Origin of the sequence: Streptomyces sp. NRRL B-3229, from assembly GCF_000719505.1 — a bacterium.
Classification (GTDB): Bacteria; Actinomycetota; Actinomycetes; order Streptomycetales; family Streptomycetaceae; genus Streptomyces; species Streptomyces griseorubiginosus.
Genome location: NZ_JOGP01000001.1, coordinates 195,444 through 210,706, shown reverse-complemented (window position 1 = coordinate 210,706; position 15,263 = coordinate 195,444). Strand labels below are relative to the sequence as shown.

The 15,263-nt window shown below is 71.9% G+C and carries 17 protein-coding genes; 8 read left to right on the top strand and 9 right to left on the bottom strand.

Annotated elements, in window-relative coordinates:
• Nucleotides 1–119: 119 nt before the first annotated feature.
• Both IF54_RS0100970 and IF54_RS0100965 read right to left on the bottom strand, forming a co-directional pair.
• Nucleotides 120–1,010 carry a 2-hydroxy-3-oxopropionate reductase gene (locus tag IF54_RS0100970; protein WP_030313403.1) on the bottom strand — a complete coding sequence of 297 codons (891 nt, stop codon included), beginning with the start codon at nt 1,008–1,010 and terminating at the stop codon, nt 120–122.
• Nucleotides 1,011–1,041: 31 nt separating this feature from the next.
• On the bottom strand, nt 1,042–1,863 hold the full coding sequence (locus IF54_RS0100965; protein ID WP_030313401.1) for a TIM barrel protein: 822 nt from the start codon (nt 1,861–1,863) through the stop codon (nt 1,042–1,044).
• 137 nt (nt 1,864–2,000) lie between these two features.
• On the opposite strand from IF54_RS0100965, the gene IF54_RS0100960 reads away from it, so the two are divergent.
• The 7 genes from IF54_RS0100960 to IF54_RS0100930 all read left to right on the top strand — a co-directional run bounded on the left by IF54_RS0100960 (nt 2,001) and on the right by IF54_RS0100930 (nt 7,565).
• Nucleotides 2,001–2,252, top strand: coding sequence for a hypothetical protein (locus tag IF54_RS0100960; protein ID WP_037819127.1), 252 nt, complete (start codon nt 2,001–2,003; stop codon nt 2,250–2,252).
• A gap of 47 nt (nt 2,253–2,299) precedes the next feature.
• Entirely contained in the window at nt 2,300–2,608 is a 309-nt protein-coding gene (locus IF54_RS0100955; protein ID WP_199821169.1) for a helix-turn-helix domain-containing protein, read from the top strand.
• A gap of 84 nt (nt 2,609–2,692) precedes the next feature.
• On the top strand, nt 2,693–3,205 hold the full coding sequence (gene uraD, locus IF54_RS0100950) for a 2-oxo-4-hydroxy-4-carboxy-5-ureidoimidazoline decarboxylase (protein WP_030313395.1): 513 nt from the start codon (nt 2,693–2,695) through the stop codon (nt 3,203–3,205).
• 2 nt (nt 3,206–3,207) lie between these two features.
• Nucleotides 3,208–3,603, top strand: a complete 396-nt coding sequence (gene uraH, locus IF54_RS0100945; RefSeq protein WP_030313393.1) for a hydroxyisourate hydrolase — start codon at nt 3,208–3,210, stop codon at nt 3,601–3,603.
• Between the two features lie 4 nt (nt 3,604–3,607).
• Nucleotides 3,608–4,528, top strand: coding sequence for a factor-independent urate hydroxylase (gene pucL, locus IF54_RS0100940; RefSeq protein WP_030313392.1), 921 nt, complete (start codon nt 3,608–3,610; stop codon nt 4,526–4,528).
• Between the two features lie 10 nt (nt 4,529–4,538).
• Nucleotides 4,539–5,918, top strand: coding sequence for an 8-oxoguanine deaminase (locus IF54_RS0100935; protein ID WP_030313391.1), 1,380 nt, complete (start codon nt 4,539–4,541; stop codon nt 5,916–5,918).
• Between the two features lie 270 nt (nt 5,919–6,188).
• Nucleotides 6,189–7,565, top strand: a complete 1,377-nt coding sequence (locus tag IF54_RS0100930; RefSeq protein WP_030313390.1) for a nucleobase:cation symporter-2 family protein — start codon at nt 6,189–6,191, stop codon at nt 7,563–7,565.
• On the opposite strand, the gene IF54_RS0100925 is transcribed toward IF54_RS0100930, so the two are convergent.
• Together IF54_RS0100925 and IF54_RS0100920 are read right to left on the bottom strand one after the other, a co-directional pair.
• Entirely contained in the window at nt 7,550–8,359 is an 810-nt protein-coding gene (locus tag IF54_RS0100925) for a chitosanase (RefSeq protein WP_030313389.1), read from the bottom strand. The two genes, IF54_RS0100930 and IF54_RS0100925, sit on opposite strands and share 16 nt — an antisense overlap.
• Nucleotides 8,360–8,396: 37 nt before the next feature.
• Nucleotides 8,397–9,194, bottom strand: coding sequence for an AraC family transcriptional regulator (locus IF54_RS0100920; RefSeq protein WP_030313387.1), 798 nt, complete (start codon nt 9,192–9,194; stop codon nt 8,397–8,399).
• A gap of 87 nt (nt 9,195–9,281) precedes the next feature.
• On the opposite strand from IF54_RS0100920, the gene IF54_RS0100915 reads away from it, so the two are divergent.
• Nucleotides 9,282–10,145 carry an NAD(P)H-binding protein gene (locus IF54_RS0100915; RefSeq protein WP_030313385.1) on the top strand — a complete coding sequence of 288 codons (864 nt, stop codon included), beginning with the start codon at nt 9,282–9,284 and terminating at the stop codon, nt 10,143–10,145.
• A gap of 167 nt (nt 10,146–10,312) precedes the next feature.
• On the opposite strand, the gene IF54_RS0100910 is transcribed toward IF54_RS0100915, so the two are convergent.
• The 5 genes from IF54_RS0100910 to IF54_RS0100890 all read right to left on the bottom strand — a co-directional run bounded on the left by IF54_RS0100910 (nt 10,313) and on the right by IF54_RS0100890 (nt 15,148).
• On the bottom strand, nt 10,313–10,729 hold the full coding sequence (locus IF54_RS0100910; protein WP_030313384.1) for an acyl-CoA thioesterase: 417 nt from the start codon (nt 10,727–10,729) through the stop codon (nt 10,313–10,315).
• 55 nt (nt 10,730–10,784) lie between these two features.
• Nucleotides 10,785–11,420: a hypothetical protein gene (locus IF54_RS0100905; RefSeq protein ID WP_030313381.1), complete on the bottom strand. Its 636-nt coding sequence runs from the start codon at nt 11,418–11,420 to the stop codon at nt 10,785–10,787.
• A gap of 154 nt (nt 11,421–11,574) precedes the next feature.
• Nucleotides 11,575–12,174: a histidine phosphatase family protein gene (locus IF54_RS0100900; protein WP_030313379.1), complete on the bottom strand. Its 600-nt coding sequence runs from the start codon at nt 12,172–12,174 to the stop codon at nt 11,575–11,577.
• A gap of 175 nt (nt 12,175–12,349) precedes the next feature.
• A complete protein-coding gene (locus IF54_RS0100895) occupies nt 12,350–12,742 on the bottom strand; it encodes a DUF5955 family protein (protein WP_030313376.1) in 393 nt (130 codons plus the stop codon).
• Between the two features lie 18 nt (nt 12,743–12,760).
• Nucleotides 12,761–15,148, bottom strand: coding sequence for a hypothetical protein (locus tag IF54_RS0100890; protein ID WP_030313373.1), 2,388 nt, complete (start codon nt 15,146–15,148; stop codon nt 12,761–12,763).
• Nucleotides 15,149–15,263: the final 115 nt, after the last annotated feature.

The window sequence follows — 15,263 nt, the reverse complement described above, 5'->3', positions numbered from 1 at the left end:
CCGGGTCGCCGGTGCGTCGGGGCAGGGAGTCTCGAAAGAGGTTGGTACCGGGCGGCGCCACCGCCTGGGCGCGACAGGACAGATGTCGGCGAGGGCGCCGCCCGGGGTCTCGGGGGGTGTCAGACCTGGGCGCCGGACAGGCGCTCCACGGCCCGCAGCAGCGCCGAGTGGTCCAGGCCCCCGTCGCCCTGTGCCCGGAGGCCGGCGACCAGTTGGGCGACCACGGCGCCGACCGGCAGGACCGCGCCGACGGTGCGGGCGGCGTCGGTGACGATGCCCATGTCCTTGTGGTGCAGGTCGATCCGGAAGCCCGGCTTGAAGTCGCGCTGAAGGAAGTTGTCCTTCTTGCGGGTCAGCACGGTCGAGCCGGCGAGACCGCCGTTCAGGACGTCCAGCGCGGCCTTCAGGTTCACGCCCGACTTCTCCAGGAAGACCACGGCCTCGGCGCACGCCTGGATGTTCACGGCGACGATCAGCTGGTTCGCGGCCTTCACGGTCTGCCCCGAGCCGTGCGGACCGCACAGCACGATGGTCTTGCCCAGCGCCTCGAACACCGGCTCGGCCGCGTCGAAGTCGGCCTGCTCACCGCCGACCATGATGGACAGCACGGCCTCGATCGCTCCGGCCTCACCGCCGGAGACGGGCGCGTCCAGGACCCGGATGCCCTTCTCGGCGGCGGCCTTCGCGAGGTCCACCGAGGTCTGCGGGGTGATGGAGGACATGTCGATCAGCAGGGCGCCGGAGCGGGCGTTGGCGAGGATGCCGTCCGGGCCGTAGGCGATGGCCTCGACCTGCGGGGACGCGGGCACCATGGTGATGATGACGTCGGCGTCGCGCACGGCCTCGGCGATCGAGGCGGCCGCGGTGCCACCGGCGGCGGCCAGTCGGTCCAGCTTGTCCTGCTCCAGGGTGTAGCCGGTGACGTCGTAGCCCGCCTTGACCAGGTTCTCGGACATGGGGGAGCCCATGATGCCGAGGCCTATCCAGGCGATCTTGGGGAGACTGCTCATGTCGGGGGTGCCTCTCGGTGTGTAAGGGGGGTCAGCGGGCGAGCCAGTCGAAGGCCTCGGAACTCGGGCGGTCGCCGGGCTTGTACTCCAGGCCGACCCAGCCGTCGTAGCCGGCCTTGGCCAGCAGGCCCAGCAGCTCCTCCAGCGGCAGCGTCCCGGTGCCGGGAGCGCCGCGTCCGGGGTTGTCGGCGATCTGGACGTGCCCGGTCTTCGGGGTGAACTGCTCGATCACCGCCGGGAGGTCCTCGCCGTTCATGGACAGGTGGTAGAGGTCCATGAGGAAGCGGGCGTTGCCGAGGCCGCTCGCCGCGTTGACCTTGTCGACGATCCCGACCGCGGCCGCCGCGCTCACCAGCGGGTACCGGGGCGACTCGGGCTTGTTCAGGGCCTCGATCAGGAGGACCGCGCCGATCCGGTCGGCCGCGCGGGCCGCCAGGACCAGGTTCTCCAGCGCCAGCGCGTCCTGCTCGGCCGGGTCCACGCCGTCGACGCGGTTGCCGTACAGGGCGTTGAGCGCCGTGGCGCCCAGCGATCCGGCGAAGTCGGCGGCCACGTCGATGTTGGCGCGGAACCGCTCCGACTCCTCGCCCGGGATCGACAGAGCGCCGCGGTCCGGTCCCGGCAGCTCGCCGGCGTAGAAGTTCAGGCCGGTGAGCCGGACGCCGGCGTCCTCGAGGGCCCGCTTGAGGGCGTCGAGCTCCGACTGCTCGGGGGTGGGGGTGTCGATCCAGGGCCACCACAGCTCGACCGCGGTGAAGCCGGCCGCGGCGGCTGCCGCGGGGCGCTCCAGGAGCGGGAGTTCCGTGAAGAGGATCGACAGGTTGACGTTGAAGCGCTGCTCTGCGAATCCCATGGACCCGGCGCTCCCTTCCGTGTCGAGTGTTTCCGTGATGCGGAAGTTAGTTTCTGCTTATTGGAAGATTGCCGTTCGGTCGGAGGCGTTGTCAAGAGGGCCCGGCGGAAAGCCGCACCGCGGGTTAGGTTGTGCGCGTGCGATTGAGAGTGGAGTTCACGACCGAGCCCTTCGACCTCGACGAGGCCCCGGCGCACGCCCTGGTGGCCCGCGAGGTCGTCGAGGCGGCCGAACTGGACGCGGTGGACGTCGGCCCGTTCGGCAACACCGCCGAGGGCGGCGCCGACGAGGTGCTCGGCGCCGTGGACGCCCTGCTGCACAGGGCTCTCGCCGCGGGCGCCACCCGGATCTCCCTCCAGGTCAACGTGGTCGCGGAAGGGGACGTGTGAGCGCCGACGAGCCGTTCATCGCGGCGGTCAAGCCACTGGTCGACGCCATGGGCGGCGAGCTGCTGCCGCCGGACGAGGCCGGCCCCGACGACGTCGTACTCGCCTGGGAGGGCGCCGATGCCGTCGCCGTACGGCTGCCCCAGCTCGCGGACTCCCTCGACCACATCCTGGCCGCCATGGAGCGCAAGCGCGGGATGCCGCTCGCCGACCTCGACCGCAAGGCCAAGCAGGAGGTCGTACGGGTGCTGGAGGCGCGCGGCGCCTTCTCGGTGCGGCATGGTGTGGAGACCGTGGCGAGCGCGCTCGGGGTGAGCCGCTTCACCGTCTACAACTATCTGAACCGGGACAAAACGTAGGCAACACAGCCGTGCGGGTTTCGTCACCCCGAATTTTCAACAAAGTGTTGACGTGATGTCGCGTCGGGGCGTTAGCTGACTGTCGTGACTTCGACTTCCACGCCTCCCGGCCTGGCCCGGTTCAACGTCCTGGAGGAGCCCGCGGCCCGTGCCGTCCTCCTCGAGGCGTGCGCCTCCACGGCGTGGGCTCGGCGTCTGCTCGCCGGCCGCCCCTACGCGACCGCGGACGACCTCTACGCCGCCAGTGACGACGCCATGGCCGAGCTGACCGCCGACGACCTCGGCGAGGCGATGGGCGGGCATCCGCCGATCGGCCGCCCCAAGCCGGGCGACCCGACCTCGGCCCGGGAGCAGTCCGGCATGGCCTCGGCCGACGACGCGCTCAAGATCGAGATGCTCGAACTCAACCTGGCGTACCAGGAACGGTTCGGCCATGTCTTCCTGATCTGCGCGACCGGCCGCAGCGCCGAGGAGATGCGGGACGCGGTCAGGGAGCGGATCGGCAACGCGCCGGAACAGGAGCGCGAGATCGTCCGCACCGAGCTGGGCAGGATCAACCGCATCCGGCTCGCCCGCATCGTCGAAGAGGACGCCTGACCATGAGCACCAGCACCACCGCCTCCGTGTCCACGCACATCCTGGACACCAGCGTCGGCCGCCCCGCCGCGGGAGTCGCCGTCCGGCTCGCGGCCCGCAGCGGCCGGGACGCCGCATGGCAGGCGCTCGGCGGCTCCACCACCGACGCGGACGGCCGGTGCAAGGACCTGCCGGCGCTGCCGGAGGGGACCAGCCACGTACGGCTCGACTTCGAGGTCGAACCGTACTTCCTGAAGAAGCAAGCCGATGCGCAGCAGGACGCCCCCGCGAATCGGGACAGCGGTGCCGGAGCGTTCTTCCCGGAGGTGGCGATCACGTTCGCCGTCGAACCCGGCGAGCACTACCACGTACCGCTGCTGCTCAACCCGTTCGGCTACTCCGTATACCGAGGGAGCTAGCTACATGACCGACAATTCCCGCCCGGCCCGCCCTGTCATCCTGGGACAGAACCAGTACGGCAAGGCCGAGAACCGAGTCGTCAGGATCACGCGGGACGGCGCCACCCACCACATCAAGGACCTCAACGTCTCGGTGTCGCTGAGCGGCGCCATGGACGACGTCCACTACTCCGGCTCCAACGCCAGTGTCCTGCCGACCGACACCACCAAGAACACGGTGTACGCGTTCGCCAAGGAGCACGGCATCGAGTCCGCCGAGCAGTTCGGCATCCACCTCGCCCGCCACTTCGTCACGAGTCAGGAGCCGATCCACCGGGCCCGCATCCGGATCGAGGAGTACACCTGGGAGCGGATAGAGACACCCGGCGAGGCCGAGCACTCCTTCGTGCGCAAGGGCCAGGAGACCCGGCTCGCCCAGATCACCTACGACGGCTCGTCGTGGGAGGTCGTCTCCGGCCTCAAGGACCTGACCGTGCTGAACTCGACCGACTCCGAGTTCTGGGGCTACGTCAAGGACAAGTACACGACCCTGCCCGAGGCCTACGACCGCATCCTGGCCACCGACGTCTCCGGACGCTGGCGCTTCAACTGGACCGACGACGCCCAGGAGATGCCCGACTGGGATGCGTCGTACGAGCAGACGAAGCAGCACATGCTGCGGGCCTTCGCCGAGACCTACTCCCTCTCGCTCCAGCAGACCCTGTACCAGATGGGCTCGCGGATCATCGAGAACCGCGACGAGATCGACGAGGTCCGCTTCTCGCTCCCCAACAAGCACCATTTCCTGGTGGACCTGGAGCCCTTCGGGCTCAAGAACGACAACGAGGTGTACTTCGCCGCCGACCGGCCCTACGGCCTGATCGAGGCGACCGTCCTGCGGGACGGCCGCGAGGCGAGGATCCCCGCGGACCTGACCACCCTCTGAGGGGCGCACCATGACAGCAGTTCAGCGCATCGTGATCGAGAACTGTTCGATCGCGACCGTAGACGCCGACGACACCGAGTACGCCTCCGGCCATGTCGTCATCGCCGGCAACCGCATCGAGTCCCTCGGCGCGGGCCCGGCCCCCCAGGGCCTCCAGGACGTGGTGCGCCGGATCGACGCCACCGGTCACCTGGTGACCCCCGGCCTGGTCAACACCCACCACCACTACTACCAGTGGATCACCCGGGGCCTGGCCACCGACCACAACCTCTTCAACTGGCTCGTCGCGCTGTACCCGACATGGGCGCGCATCGACGAGGAGATGGTCTACGCCGCCGCCCAGGGGTCGCTCGCGATGATGGCCCGCGGTGGCGTGACCACCGCGATGGACCACCACTACGTCTTCCCGAAGGACTCCGGCGACCTGTCCGGCGCGATCATCCGCGCCGCCCGCGAGACGGGCGTCCGCTTCACCCTGGCCCGCGGCTCCATGGACCGCAGCGAGAAGGACGGCGGTCTGCCCCCGGACTTCGCGGTGGAGACCCTCGAAGGTGCCCTCGCCGCGACCGAGGCCACCGTCAAGGAGCACCACGACTCCTCCTTCGACGCCATGACCCAGGTGGCCGTCGCACCCTGCTCGCCGTTCTCCGTCTCCACCGAACTCCTTCGGGAAGGCGCCGAGTTGGCCCGCCACCTCGGCGTACGGCTGCACACCCACGGCTCGGAGACCGTGGAGGAGGAGCAGTTCTGCAAGGAACTGTTCGGCATGGGCCCGACCGACTACTTCGAGTCCACCGGCTGGCTCGGCGAGGACGTGTGGATGGCGCACTGCGTCCACATGAACGACTCCGACATCGCCGCGTTCGCCCGGACGAAGACCGGCGTGGCCCACTGCCCTTCGTCGAATGCCCGGCTGGCGGCGGGAATCGCCCGCGTCCCCGACATGCTCGCGGCCGGCGTCCCGGTCGGCCTCGGTGTCGACGGCACGGCGTCCAACGAATCCGGCGAGCTGCACACCGAGTTGCGCAACGCGCTGCTCATCAACCGGCTCGGCGCCCACCGCGAGGCCGCCCTGAACGCCCGTCAGGCCCTGCGCCTCGGAACGCACGGCGGCGCCCAGGTCCTGGGGCGCGCGGCCGAGACCGGCTCCCTGGAGGCCGGCAAGCTCGCCGACCTGGTCCTGTGGAAGCTCGACACCCTGGCCCACGCCTCGATCGCCGACCCGGTGGCCGCGCTGGTCTTCGGTGCGGCCGCCCCGGTCACGGCCTCGTTCGTGAACGGCCGTCAGATCGTCGAGAACAGCCGCCTGTTGCACGTCGACGAGGACGCCGTCGCCCGCTCCACCCGGGAACAGGCCCAGCGTCTCGCGCGGATCGCGGCGCAGGGCTGAGAGGCGACCGGAGGACGCGGAGCTGCCCGTCCTCCGGTCGCCGCCGCACCCCCGTACTCCGGCCGAGAGGGACGGCTCTCGGCCGGCAGCCGTGGACCCGGTTGCGGTTCCGCGGCGGCCGTGCCCGGGGCGCGCGTCGGACGCGCGCGCCCCGGAACGGTCCCCGTTCCCTCCCCGGGAACGACCCGTCACGGTCCCGCACGACCACTCGCACCACCTCCATGAAACCCACGTCAGTGCCGACGTGTAACCGCCCGGAGGCGAGCCGCAGTGTCAGTCCACCCCGTCGACGAGAAACTCCCCGCCCTGAAGATGGCGACCACCGGCCTCCAGCACGTGGCCGCCATGTACGCCGGAGTCGTCGCCCCACCCCTGATCGTCGGCGCGGCCATCGGCCTCACCGCCGGTGACCTCACCTTCCTGACCGGTGCCTGCCTCTTCACCGCGGGCCTCGCCACCTTCCTCCAGACCCTCGGCGTCTGGCGGATCGGCGCCCGGCTGCCCTTCGTCAACGGCGTCACCTTCGCCGGCGTCGCCCCCATGACCGCGATCGTCGCCGCCACGCACGACAAGGCGGACGCCCTGCCCGTCATCTTCGGCGCGGTGATCGTGGCCGGGTTCCTCGGCTTCCTCGCCGCCCCCTTCTTCAGCAAGGCGATCCGCTTCTTCCCACCGGTCGTCACCGGGACCGTCATCACCCTGATCGGCGTCTCCCTCCTGCCGGTCGCCTTCGGCTGGGCGCAAGGCCCCAACCCCGGTGCGCGGGACTACGGTTCGACGACCAACCTGGGCCTGGCGGCGGCCACCCTGGCGATCGTGCTGCTGCTCCGACGCTTCACCCGCGGCTTCGTCAAGCAAGTGGCCGTGCTGCTCGGCCTGGTGGCCGGCACCCTGGTCGCGATCCCCTTCGGGGCAACGGACTTCACCCCCGTCGCCGACGCGGCCGTGGTCGGCTTCCCGACCCCCTTCCACTTCGGCGCCCCGCGGTTCCAGCTCGCCGCGATCCTCTCGATGTGCGTGGTCATGGTGGTCTCGATGACCGAATCCACCGCGGACATGCTGGCGTTGGGCGAGATCGTGGAGCGCCCCGCCGACGAGCGGACCATCGCGGCCGGCCTGCGTGCCGACACCCTCGGCTCGGCCCTCAGCCCCCTGTTCAACGGCTTCATGTGCAGCGCCTTCGCCCAGAACATCGGCCTCGTCGCGATGACGAGGATCCGCAGCCGGTACGTCGTCGCCACCGGCGGCGCCTTCCTGGTGCTGATGGGGCTGTGTCCCATGGCCGCCTCGCTCATCGCCGTCGTACCGCGCCCGGTGCTCGGCGGCGCCGGAGTGGTCCTGTTCGGCTCGGTGGCCGCGAGCGGCATCCAGACCCTGGCCAAGGCGGGCCTGGACAAGGACAACAACGTCCTGATCGTCGCCGTTTCGCTGGCCGTCGGCATGATCCCGATCACCGCGCCGGAGTTCTACCACGCCTTTCCCGGGACCGCGAAGATCGTCCTGGACTCGGGGATCTCGACCGGCTGTGTCGCCGCTGTGGTGCTGAACCTGGTCTTCAACCACCTCGGCCGGGGCGCGCGGGACGGGCGGGACGCACGGGAGGTCACCCACCCCATGGAGGCCGTCCCGGCTCAGTCGATCTCGTAACTGTCGCCGTACACACGCCACTTGAGCGGGGTGTCCAGGTCGAGATTGCCCGCGGTGAGGAACAGCCGCTGGGCGGTCTCGACCCGGCTCACGTCCCGGTGCGCCGCCTCCTGCCTCATCGCCCGTACCCGCGCGTCCAGAAAGGCGTGCAGATACGCCGTCTGGTCACCGCCGTCCGCGGGGGTGTCCGCCCGCGCACGGGCCCGGTCGCGGATGCCGCCGAAGCTGCGCGCGTCACTGCCCGGACCGTGCATGACCATCGCGTCGTAGTAGATGAACTGCCCGAGCGTGCCGAGGCCGTCCTTCTTGGCGCGCGCGACCGCCGGGTCGAAGTAGCCGCGGTCGCGCTCGTCCCGCTGCGCCCTGCGGAACGCGGAGGTCCGCGCCGCCGTACGCCAGGCCGCCGGGAAGCCGGGGTCGAGGCCCTCGTGCGAGCCGGTGCCGTCCACGGCGCGCAGGGCGGGCAGATACGGGGCGAGGGGGTTGCGGGGAACCCGGTTCGTGTAGAGCTCGACCAGCGCCAGCATGTCGCTCGTGCCGGAGCAGAACCCGATGATGCCGGCGGTGTAGCCGCGGCCGTCCCCGATGTCCTCGATGTACGCGTACTGCGCCTGCCAGTCCAGCGAGGAGTTCTCCGCGCTGGACACCAGCCGCATCGCGAGGTCCTTCTTGGCCGGCGCGTCGAGCCCGCTGGGGTCCGCGGGGTCGGCGGACGGCCATCCGGCGCTCAGCACTCCGGCCCCGAGGGCGGCGAGCAGGGTGCGGCGGGCGGCCGCTCTGGACGGGAAGGACACGTCGTCTCCAAGTCTCCCGGAGGAGCGCTGTGCGGGGCTAAGGGCTGTCGATCGCCTGGCAGGACCCGGGAGCGGGAAGCCGTCCGGTGAAGTAGGAGCGCGGCGGGACACCCATCAGGGTGCGGAAGTCGGACGTCATGTGGGACTGGTCGTAGTAGCCGGTGACGGCGGCCAGATCGGCCCAGCGCAGCTCGTCGGCGTGGGCCAGCACGGCACGGACCCGGTTGATACGGGTGTAGTGCTTGGGCGAGAGACCGACACCGTCGCTGAACAGGTTGCGCAACTGGCGCTCGCTGACGGCGAGTTCACGTGCCACGTCACCGACCTGACCGGGTATGCGGTCAGACCGGACCGACAGTGCGGTGACCGCGGCCCGCAGCAGCGCGTTCCGCGTCGCGCCGGCCGGAGTGGGCAGCCGGTCCGGAAGCAGGTCCGCGAGCCGGGACACCGCGTCCTCGTGGTCCAGCCGCCCGAGTTCGTACGACAGCTGCCGCGCGGTCCGCCCGGGCAGTGCGCCCAGCGGGACGACCCGTCCGACCAGGTCGACGGCCGGCACGCCCAGCACCGCCCGCACGGTGCCCGGCGGCAGCCGGAACTCCGTGCAGGACACGGAGGGCTTGCCCCGGTGGTAGGTCGCCCGGACCCTGGGGCCGGACACCAGCAGGGCCGGACGGCCGGACCCCTCGGTACGGACGAGCAGCTTGGTCGCGGAGTCCGGCAGCCGCACGAAGACCTTCGGCGGATCAGCGTCCTCGGGGCCGGTCCCGGTCTCAACGGCCCACGGTCGCAGCTCGTCCGGGAGGCGCGGGGCGGGTTCGGCGGCGGAGTCGGTCACCCGTCCACGGTAAGCGGACGACCCCGGCGTCCGGGCCCGCGAAACGTGCCGGAATTTCCTATCCGCCGCGACGGCCCTGCACGCACCGTGGTGGCCATGATTCTGGTGACGGGTGCCACGGGCACCATCGGCGGTGACGTCCTACGACAGCTCCTGGCGCGCGGCGAGAAGGTGCGGGCGCTCACCCGGGACCCGGCCGCGGCCCAGCTGCCGCCCGGCGTGGAGGTGGCCCGCGGCCACCACCGGGACGCCGGGGCGCTCGCGGCCGCCATGACGGACGTCGACTCGGCGTTCCTCGTGGGTGTCTTCGGCCCGGAGGACGCGGACAGCGACCGGGGGATGGCCGAAGCGGCCCGGGCAGCGGGGGTACGGCGGATCGTGAAGCTCTCGGCGATCATGGCCGGGGACACCCGGACCGGCCTGGGCGGTGTCGCACACGGCCGGGGTGAGGAGGCGGTCCGGGGGAGCGGCCTGGAGTGGGTGATCCTGCGGCCGTCGGTCTTCGCGTCCAACACCCTGAGCTGGGCCGGGCCGCTCCGCTCGGGTGAGCCGGTGCCGAACATGCTGGGCTCGGGCCGGCAGGGGGTCGTGGATCCGCGCGATGTCGCCGAGATCGCGGCAGCCGCACTGATCGATCCCGGCCATGCGGGACGGACGTACACCTTGACCGGCCCCGGGACCCTCAGCCCCCAGGACCAGGCCGGCGTGCTGGGCGAGGTGCTTGGCCGCCGTGTGGACCTGCGCGACCTCACCCCGCCGGAGACCCGCGCCCTGCTGGTCGCCTCCGGCTGGAGTGAGGAGTCCGCCGAAGCCATGCTGCGCAGTGTCCGCTTCGTGGCCGAGGGCGGCAACGAGGTGGTCACCGGGGATGTGGCGGACGTGCTGGGCCGTCCGGCGCGGACGTATCGGGAGTGGGCGCGGGACCACAGGGGGATGTTCGGCGGGGGATGACAGGAGAGGGTCGGTGGGGGTGGAAGGGGGCGGCACGTTGTGGCCCAGGTCCCTGCCTGTGACTTCGTCGGTCCCGGGCCTCCTTTCGTGGGCGCAGTACCACCGCGGCCAGTGAGCCGGAGCCGGAGCTCGTCTGAGCTGCGCCTAGTGCTGACCGGGGGCGTGGGCTACAGCAGGCCCGGGTCCGTGGCCAGGCCCTTGAGGACCTCGCCGGGGTTCGGGACCAGGCGTCGTGCGCTCAGGTCCATCAGGCCGCCGACCGCGGTGATCTCGGCCGCCACGGTGCCGTCCTTCTTGCGGATCGTCTGCTGGATGCGGAACGTCTTGCCCTCGCCCCACTCGAAGCCGCAGCCCACCTCCACCTCGTCACCCGCCAGCAGCTCCCGCAGGTAGCGGATGGTGGTCTCCAGCGCCACCGGGCCCACCCCGCTGCCGATGAGCCGGGCCTGGGTGATCCCGGCGGCCCTGAGCAGCGACCAGCGGGCGTGCTCGGCGTAGTTGAGGTACACGCTCTGGTTGAGGTGACCCTGTACATCCGTCTCGTACCCGCGGACGGTCACCGGTACGGAAAACGGCTCACTCACGTCAATCCCCTCTCACGCCACGGCAGTTACCGGAACCGATCCTGACACGTGCCCTCTACACCCGGCGTGGCGAGGCCAGCAGGTAGCGGGTTCCGGTGCGCGGCTGCGTGTACTCGCCGACCTGCCAGCCCGCCCGCTCCAGCGTGCTCGCGCAGGCCCGCAGCGCCTCGCCCTCGGGGGCGTGCACGGCGACGGCCTCCGGCTGCGGGGTCGCGCGCACCCGGTAACCGGGCGCGCCGCCCGCTTCCGGGGCATGGCCGGCCGCCTCCAGGGCCAGGGCGGCCGCCGGGACGAGGTGGCCGCGCTCCCAGCTGCACGGCCGGTCCGTGGCGCCGTCCGGGTTGGTCATCCTGCGCAGCTCCAGCAGCCCCTGCCAGGCGCTGTGCACCTCGCGCACCCGGGCCGGACCGGTCTCGGCGGGTTCCTCGGTGCCGCCGACGTGGGCCGTGAACACGCCGGCGGCGGGGGTGGGATCGGTGGCGGGAGGCTGTTCGGGAGCCGCGGCGGCCGTCTCGCGTACGCGGTGGCCGGCCGGGGTCAGGAAGTGGTCGTGCGGCGGCCGGGGGTGCCGGAAGGCGAGACCACGCTTGACCAGTGCGTCCAGCTGGGACTCGGTGCCCTTGAGCCTGCCGGTGACGGGATCGGCGGCGTCGATGACACGCCGCTGGGCGGCGGTGGGCGGTCGGGTCACGGCGTGCTCCTTCCGGGCGACGGGCGACGGGCGACGGGGCGACACGGACGACACGGACGACCTGTCCGACCGCCCGGGTCACCCGGGTCACCCGGGCGGTCGGACAGCAAGTCGTACGCGGGCCGCGCCGATCACCGCTCCTTCGCTTCGAAGGCTACGACGAGGGTCTGACATTCCACCCGGCGATCACCGGCCGCCCGTGCTCCGTCCCCAGCCGGCACAGCGTCCCCGTGGCCAGCTGGAACAGTGCCCCGGCCGACGCGGGCAGGCCCAGCCGGCGGGCGGTGAGAACCCGCAGGAAGTGGCCGTGCGCGACCAGCACCACGCATCCCTCGGTGTTGGCGTGCGCCGCGTCCACCTTGGCCAGGACCCGGTCCGCGCGCTCTCCTACCTGCTCCGGGCTCTCCCCGGGGTGGTCGGGCGGACCGGGCGCCACGCCGTCCGTGAACAGGAACCAGTCCGGGCGCTCCCGCTGGATCTCTACGGTCGTGACGCCCTCGTAGCCGCCGTAGTCCCACTCGCGCAGGTCGACATCGACCCGGACATCGTGCAGGCCGATGAGCTCCGCGGTCTCGCGCGCCCGCTGGAGGGGGCTGACGAAGGCGGCGCCGATGCGGTGGGAGCGGATCAGCGGCACCAGGCCGCGCGCCTCCTGCCGGCCGCGCTCGGTCAGCGGTACGTCCGTCCAGCCGGTGTGCCGCCCGGACCGCGACCACTCGGTCTCCCCGTGCCGCACCAGAAAGAGATCACCCACGCCCGCACCTTTCCCAGTGGCCTCCCAGCACCGTGCCACAGGGCCGTGGGCTTCGCAGGGCGAGCCCCGCCGGCGGTCACCTCACAGCCCTGCCGGCGGTCACCTCACAGCCCCGTCGGCGGTCACCTCACAGCCCCGCCGACGGGTCACCTCCATTCCCGCCGACCGGGTCACCTCACAGCCCCGGCAACCCCTGCACCGACTGCGCGAGCTGACCCACCGCCACCACCAACGGCGTCACCGGCTGGACGAACTCGTTGAGCCGGGTCAGGGCCCGGCGCAGGACCGTGGGCTCGGGTTCGGGCTCGTCCAGTTCCTCGCGCAGGCGGCGGAGTTCCCTGCTCGTGGCGTCCGGGTCGGCCAGCGCGGCCCGGTGTTCGTCCAGCAACCGCTCGACGTACGCGAGGAGTTCAGCCGTACGCTCGGCGTCCTGGGGCTGGAAGGAGACCGAGCCGGAGAAGGCCTGCGCACGGTGTCCCACCGCCTGGTTGCCGACGTGGTGCGTGCCGCCGCTGATCATGACGCCGTTGTTGACCGGAGGGTCCTGGCGTCCGTCGTCGCTGCCCATGATGAGGACCTCCTCGGTCTACGTGCCCGATCCTGCCGCGGCACCCGGTCCGGGCCCGCCCACGGCACCGAGCGCCGTCGAGGAGCCCGACTGCTGCTGCGGGAAGTTCTGTGTGGCGCTCGCCCCCGCGCCGATCGCCTGGTTGCCGATGATGCTGGTGCCGCCCTGCTGGATGAGCCCCTGGTTGAGGATGGTCTGCTGCTGGGCGCGGAAGTCGGTGATGTCGTAGCCGCGCGCCTCGAGGAACTCCCGGATCGCGGCGAGGGTGTGCCGCTCGACCAGGGCCGTGATCCGCGTGGCGTCCACGACCTGGAAGTAGTTCTGGTAGTCGGGGCTCAGTGCCAGTTCCCGGACGCTCACCCGCGCCCCGAAGTCGTAGATGGGGTCCTGCTCCAGCGCCCGGAGCTCGTCCACCATCCGTCTTCTGTGCCGCTCGTCGAAGTACGCCTGCCGCAGTGCCCGGAACGGCGCCGCGTAGAAGGCCCTGCCGGTGCGGGGGACCGCGTCCAGCAGCAGCCCCCGCCGCGCGGAGGGGGACAGGGGCCCGCGCAGCCGGTCCACGACGTGGTACTCGGCGCGCACCGGGCCGAGCACATGATTGCTGCAATGCAGGTGCAGCGTGCGCCCTGTGGTCGAGAAGTGCAGGAACAGGCTCGGCACCACGTCCCCGCCCCACAGCGGCACATGGACCGCCAGATGGTGGCGGACCGTACCGGTGGGGTGCTCCATGATCCGCTCGACCTCTTCGGCCGACAGCCGGGCGGCGGGGGCGAGGCTCCTGGTCCTGATGAACCGCTCGTCCTCCCCGATGCTGGTGCCGCTCGCGAAGACCCGGTCCTCGATGACGAGGGAGTCGAGCGGCGCGGGGGATCCGGCCGGCGCGGGGGCCTGCGCCGCGTCCGTCACCGCCGCGTCGGCCGCGCCACGCACGGCGGTCGTCCGCAGCCGCGCGCGTACGTGGTCGACGAGCTCGGCGACGGTGAACGGCTCCGGCCCGCCCGGTCGCGACAGCCCGCCGACGGGGTCGCCCGCGGGCAGCAACGGCACCGCGAGGGACCACTGCGCCGCGGACCTCGCGTACCCGATGAAGGGCGTGAACCCGCTGTACACCGTGACGTTCCCGTCCTGCGCCTCCCTGATGGCCGCCAGCCGTTCCGCCATCCACTTGCGCCGGGGCACGGTCGGCCGCGGCTGCCGGGCGAACGCCTCGCGGGTCATGGTCGTCCGCAGCAGCCGGTCGACGTCGAGATCGTGGCGTACGACGGTGGCGTACGCGTACGCCACGGCCGCCACGGACAGCAGGGCGGCCGGCACCCCGGCCAGGTAGGAGCCCAGCAGCCAGCTCACGAAGCCGGGGGCGGGCAGCGCGGAGACGAGGAAACCGAGGACGAAGGCGAGGATCACGGCGAAGCCGGCGGCGACCGCGGTGCCGACCAGCGCCCTGCCCTGTGGCTGGTGGCGGCCGCGGGTGGCCAGGCTCGGCCGGGTGACGGCCTGCCGGGTGGTCGACAGGAACACGGTGATGAACAGCAGCCACAGGGGCGCGAACACCCCCACCGCGGCGAAGGCCGCGGTCAGCCGCAGGTCGCGGCGCTGCCGCAGCTCCTGGGCCGTCAGACAGTGGCGCACCACCGCGAGCAGGTCGACGTCGGGCGAGGGCGCCACGGCGCCGGCCTCGTCGGCCAGGACGTCCTCGACCACCCGCTCGGCGAAACCCTCGTCGACGTAGGCCGCGGCGCACAGATACCGGGTGACGTCCCCCGGCGCGCTCCCGACCGGCATGTGGACCGGCGCGGTCGTCATACCGGGCCCTCCTTCTCTCCAGCGTCGGAGCGGCGCCGTGACGGCGCCGATGGAGCTCGTGCCGGCGCTGCCGCCCCCGCGGGGCAGGCCGGTCGTGACCACCAGCAGCAGGGCACCCGCCACCAGCCCGAACAGGAGGCCGCTGGGCAGCAGGTAGTCCAGCAACTCGTCGCTCGGCCCCAGAGGTATCTCGGACACGAAGGTCGTGTGCAGGCCCCACCACAGCAGGTTGGCCGCCACCGGGACCGCCAGGCCCACGACGAGGCAGCGGATCCGCCCCGCTCTCCCGCGGGCTGTCATCCGCCACAGGAAGAAGGCGAGCCCCGCGATCAGGAACAGCACGGCGAGGTCGTTCACCACCAGCCCCGACGTGTTGCCGTACCGGTCGGAGGAGGTGTCCCAGCGGGGGACGAACGCCGCTTCGAACAGCCGGCGCAGGGTCGTGCTGTCGGACGCCTCGATGTAGAACTTGCGCTCGTAGCGGTCCCAGACGGGCTGCTGCACCCAGGGGCTGCCCAGCAGGACGAGGCTGAGGACCAGCAGCGTGAGCCGGCCCCGTAAGGCCGTAGAAGCGCGCGAGACGCGCAGACGAGACGACAACACCCGGGATCCCCCTGTCCCCCGGCCCTGCGGATCAGTGGCCGCACTCTAGGGCATCCCCGCTCTCCCCGGCCGTGAACCCAGGCAACACCAGTCAACGGCAGGCGACTTCAAGCCG

Coding starts and splice junctions, on each gene's coding strand:
- IF54_RS0100970 (WP_030313403.1), bottom strand. CDS start 1,010: ATGAGCAGTCTCCCCAAGATCGCCTGGATAGGCCTCGGCATCATGGGC.
- IF54_RS0100965 (WP_030313401.1), bottom strand. CDS start 1,863: ATGGGATTCGCAGAGCAGCGCTTCAACGTCAACCTGTCGATCCTCTTC.
- IF54_RS0100955 (WP_199821169.1), top strand. CDS start 2,300: ATGGGCGGCGAGCTGCTGCCGCCGGACGAGGCCGGCCCCGACGACGTC.
- uraH (WP_030313393.1), top strand. CDS start 3,208: ATGAGCACCAGCACCACCGCCTCCGTGTCCACGCACATCCTGGACACC.
- pucL (WP_030313392.1), top strand. CDS start 3,608: ATGACCGACAATTCCCGCCCGGCCCGCCCTGTCATCCTGGGACAGAAC.
- IF54_RS0100935 (WP_030313391.1), top strand. CDS start 4,539: ATGACAGCAGTTCAGCGCATCGTGATCGAGAACTGTTCGATCGCGACC.
- IF54_RS0100895 (WP_030313376.1), bottom strand. CDS start 12,742: ATGGGCAGCGACGACGGACGCCAGGACCCTCCGGTCAACAACGGCGTC.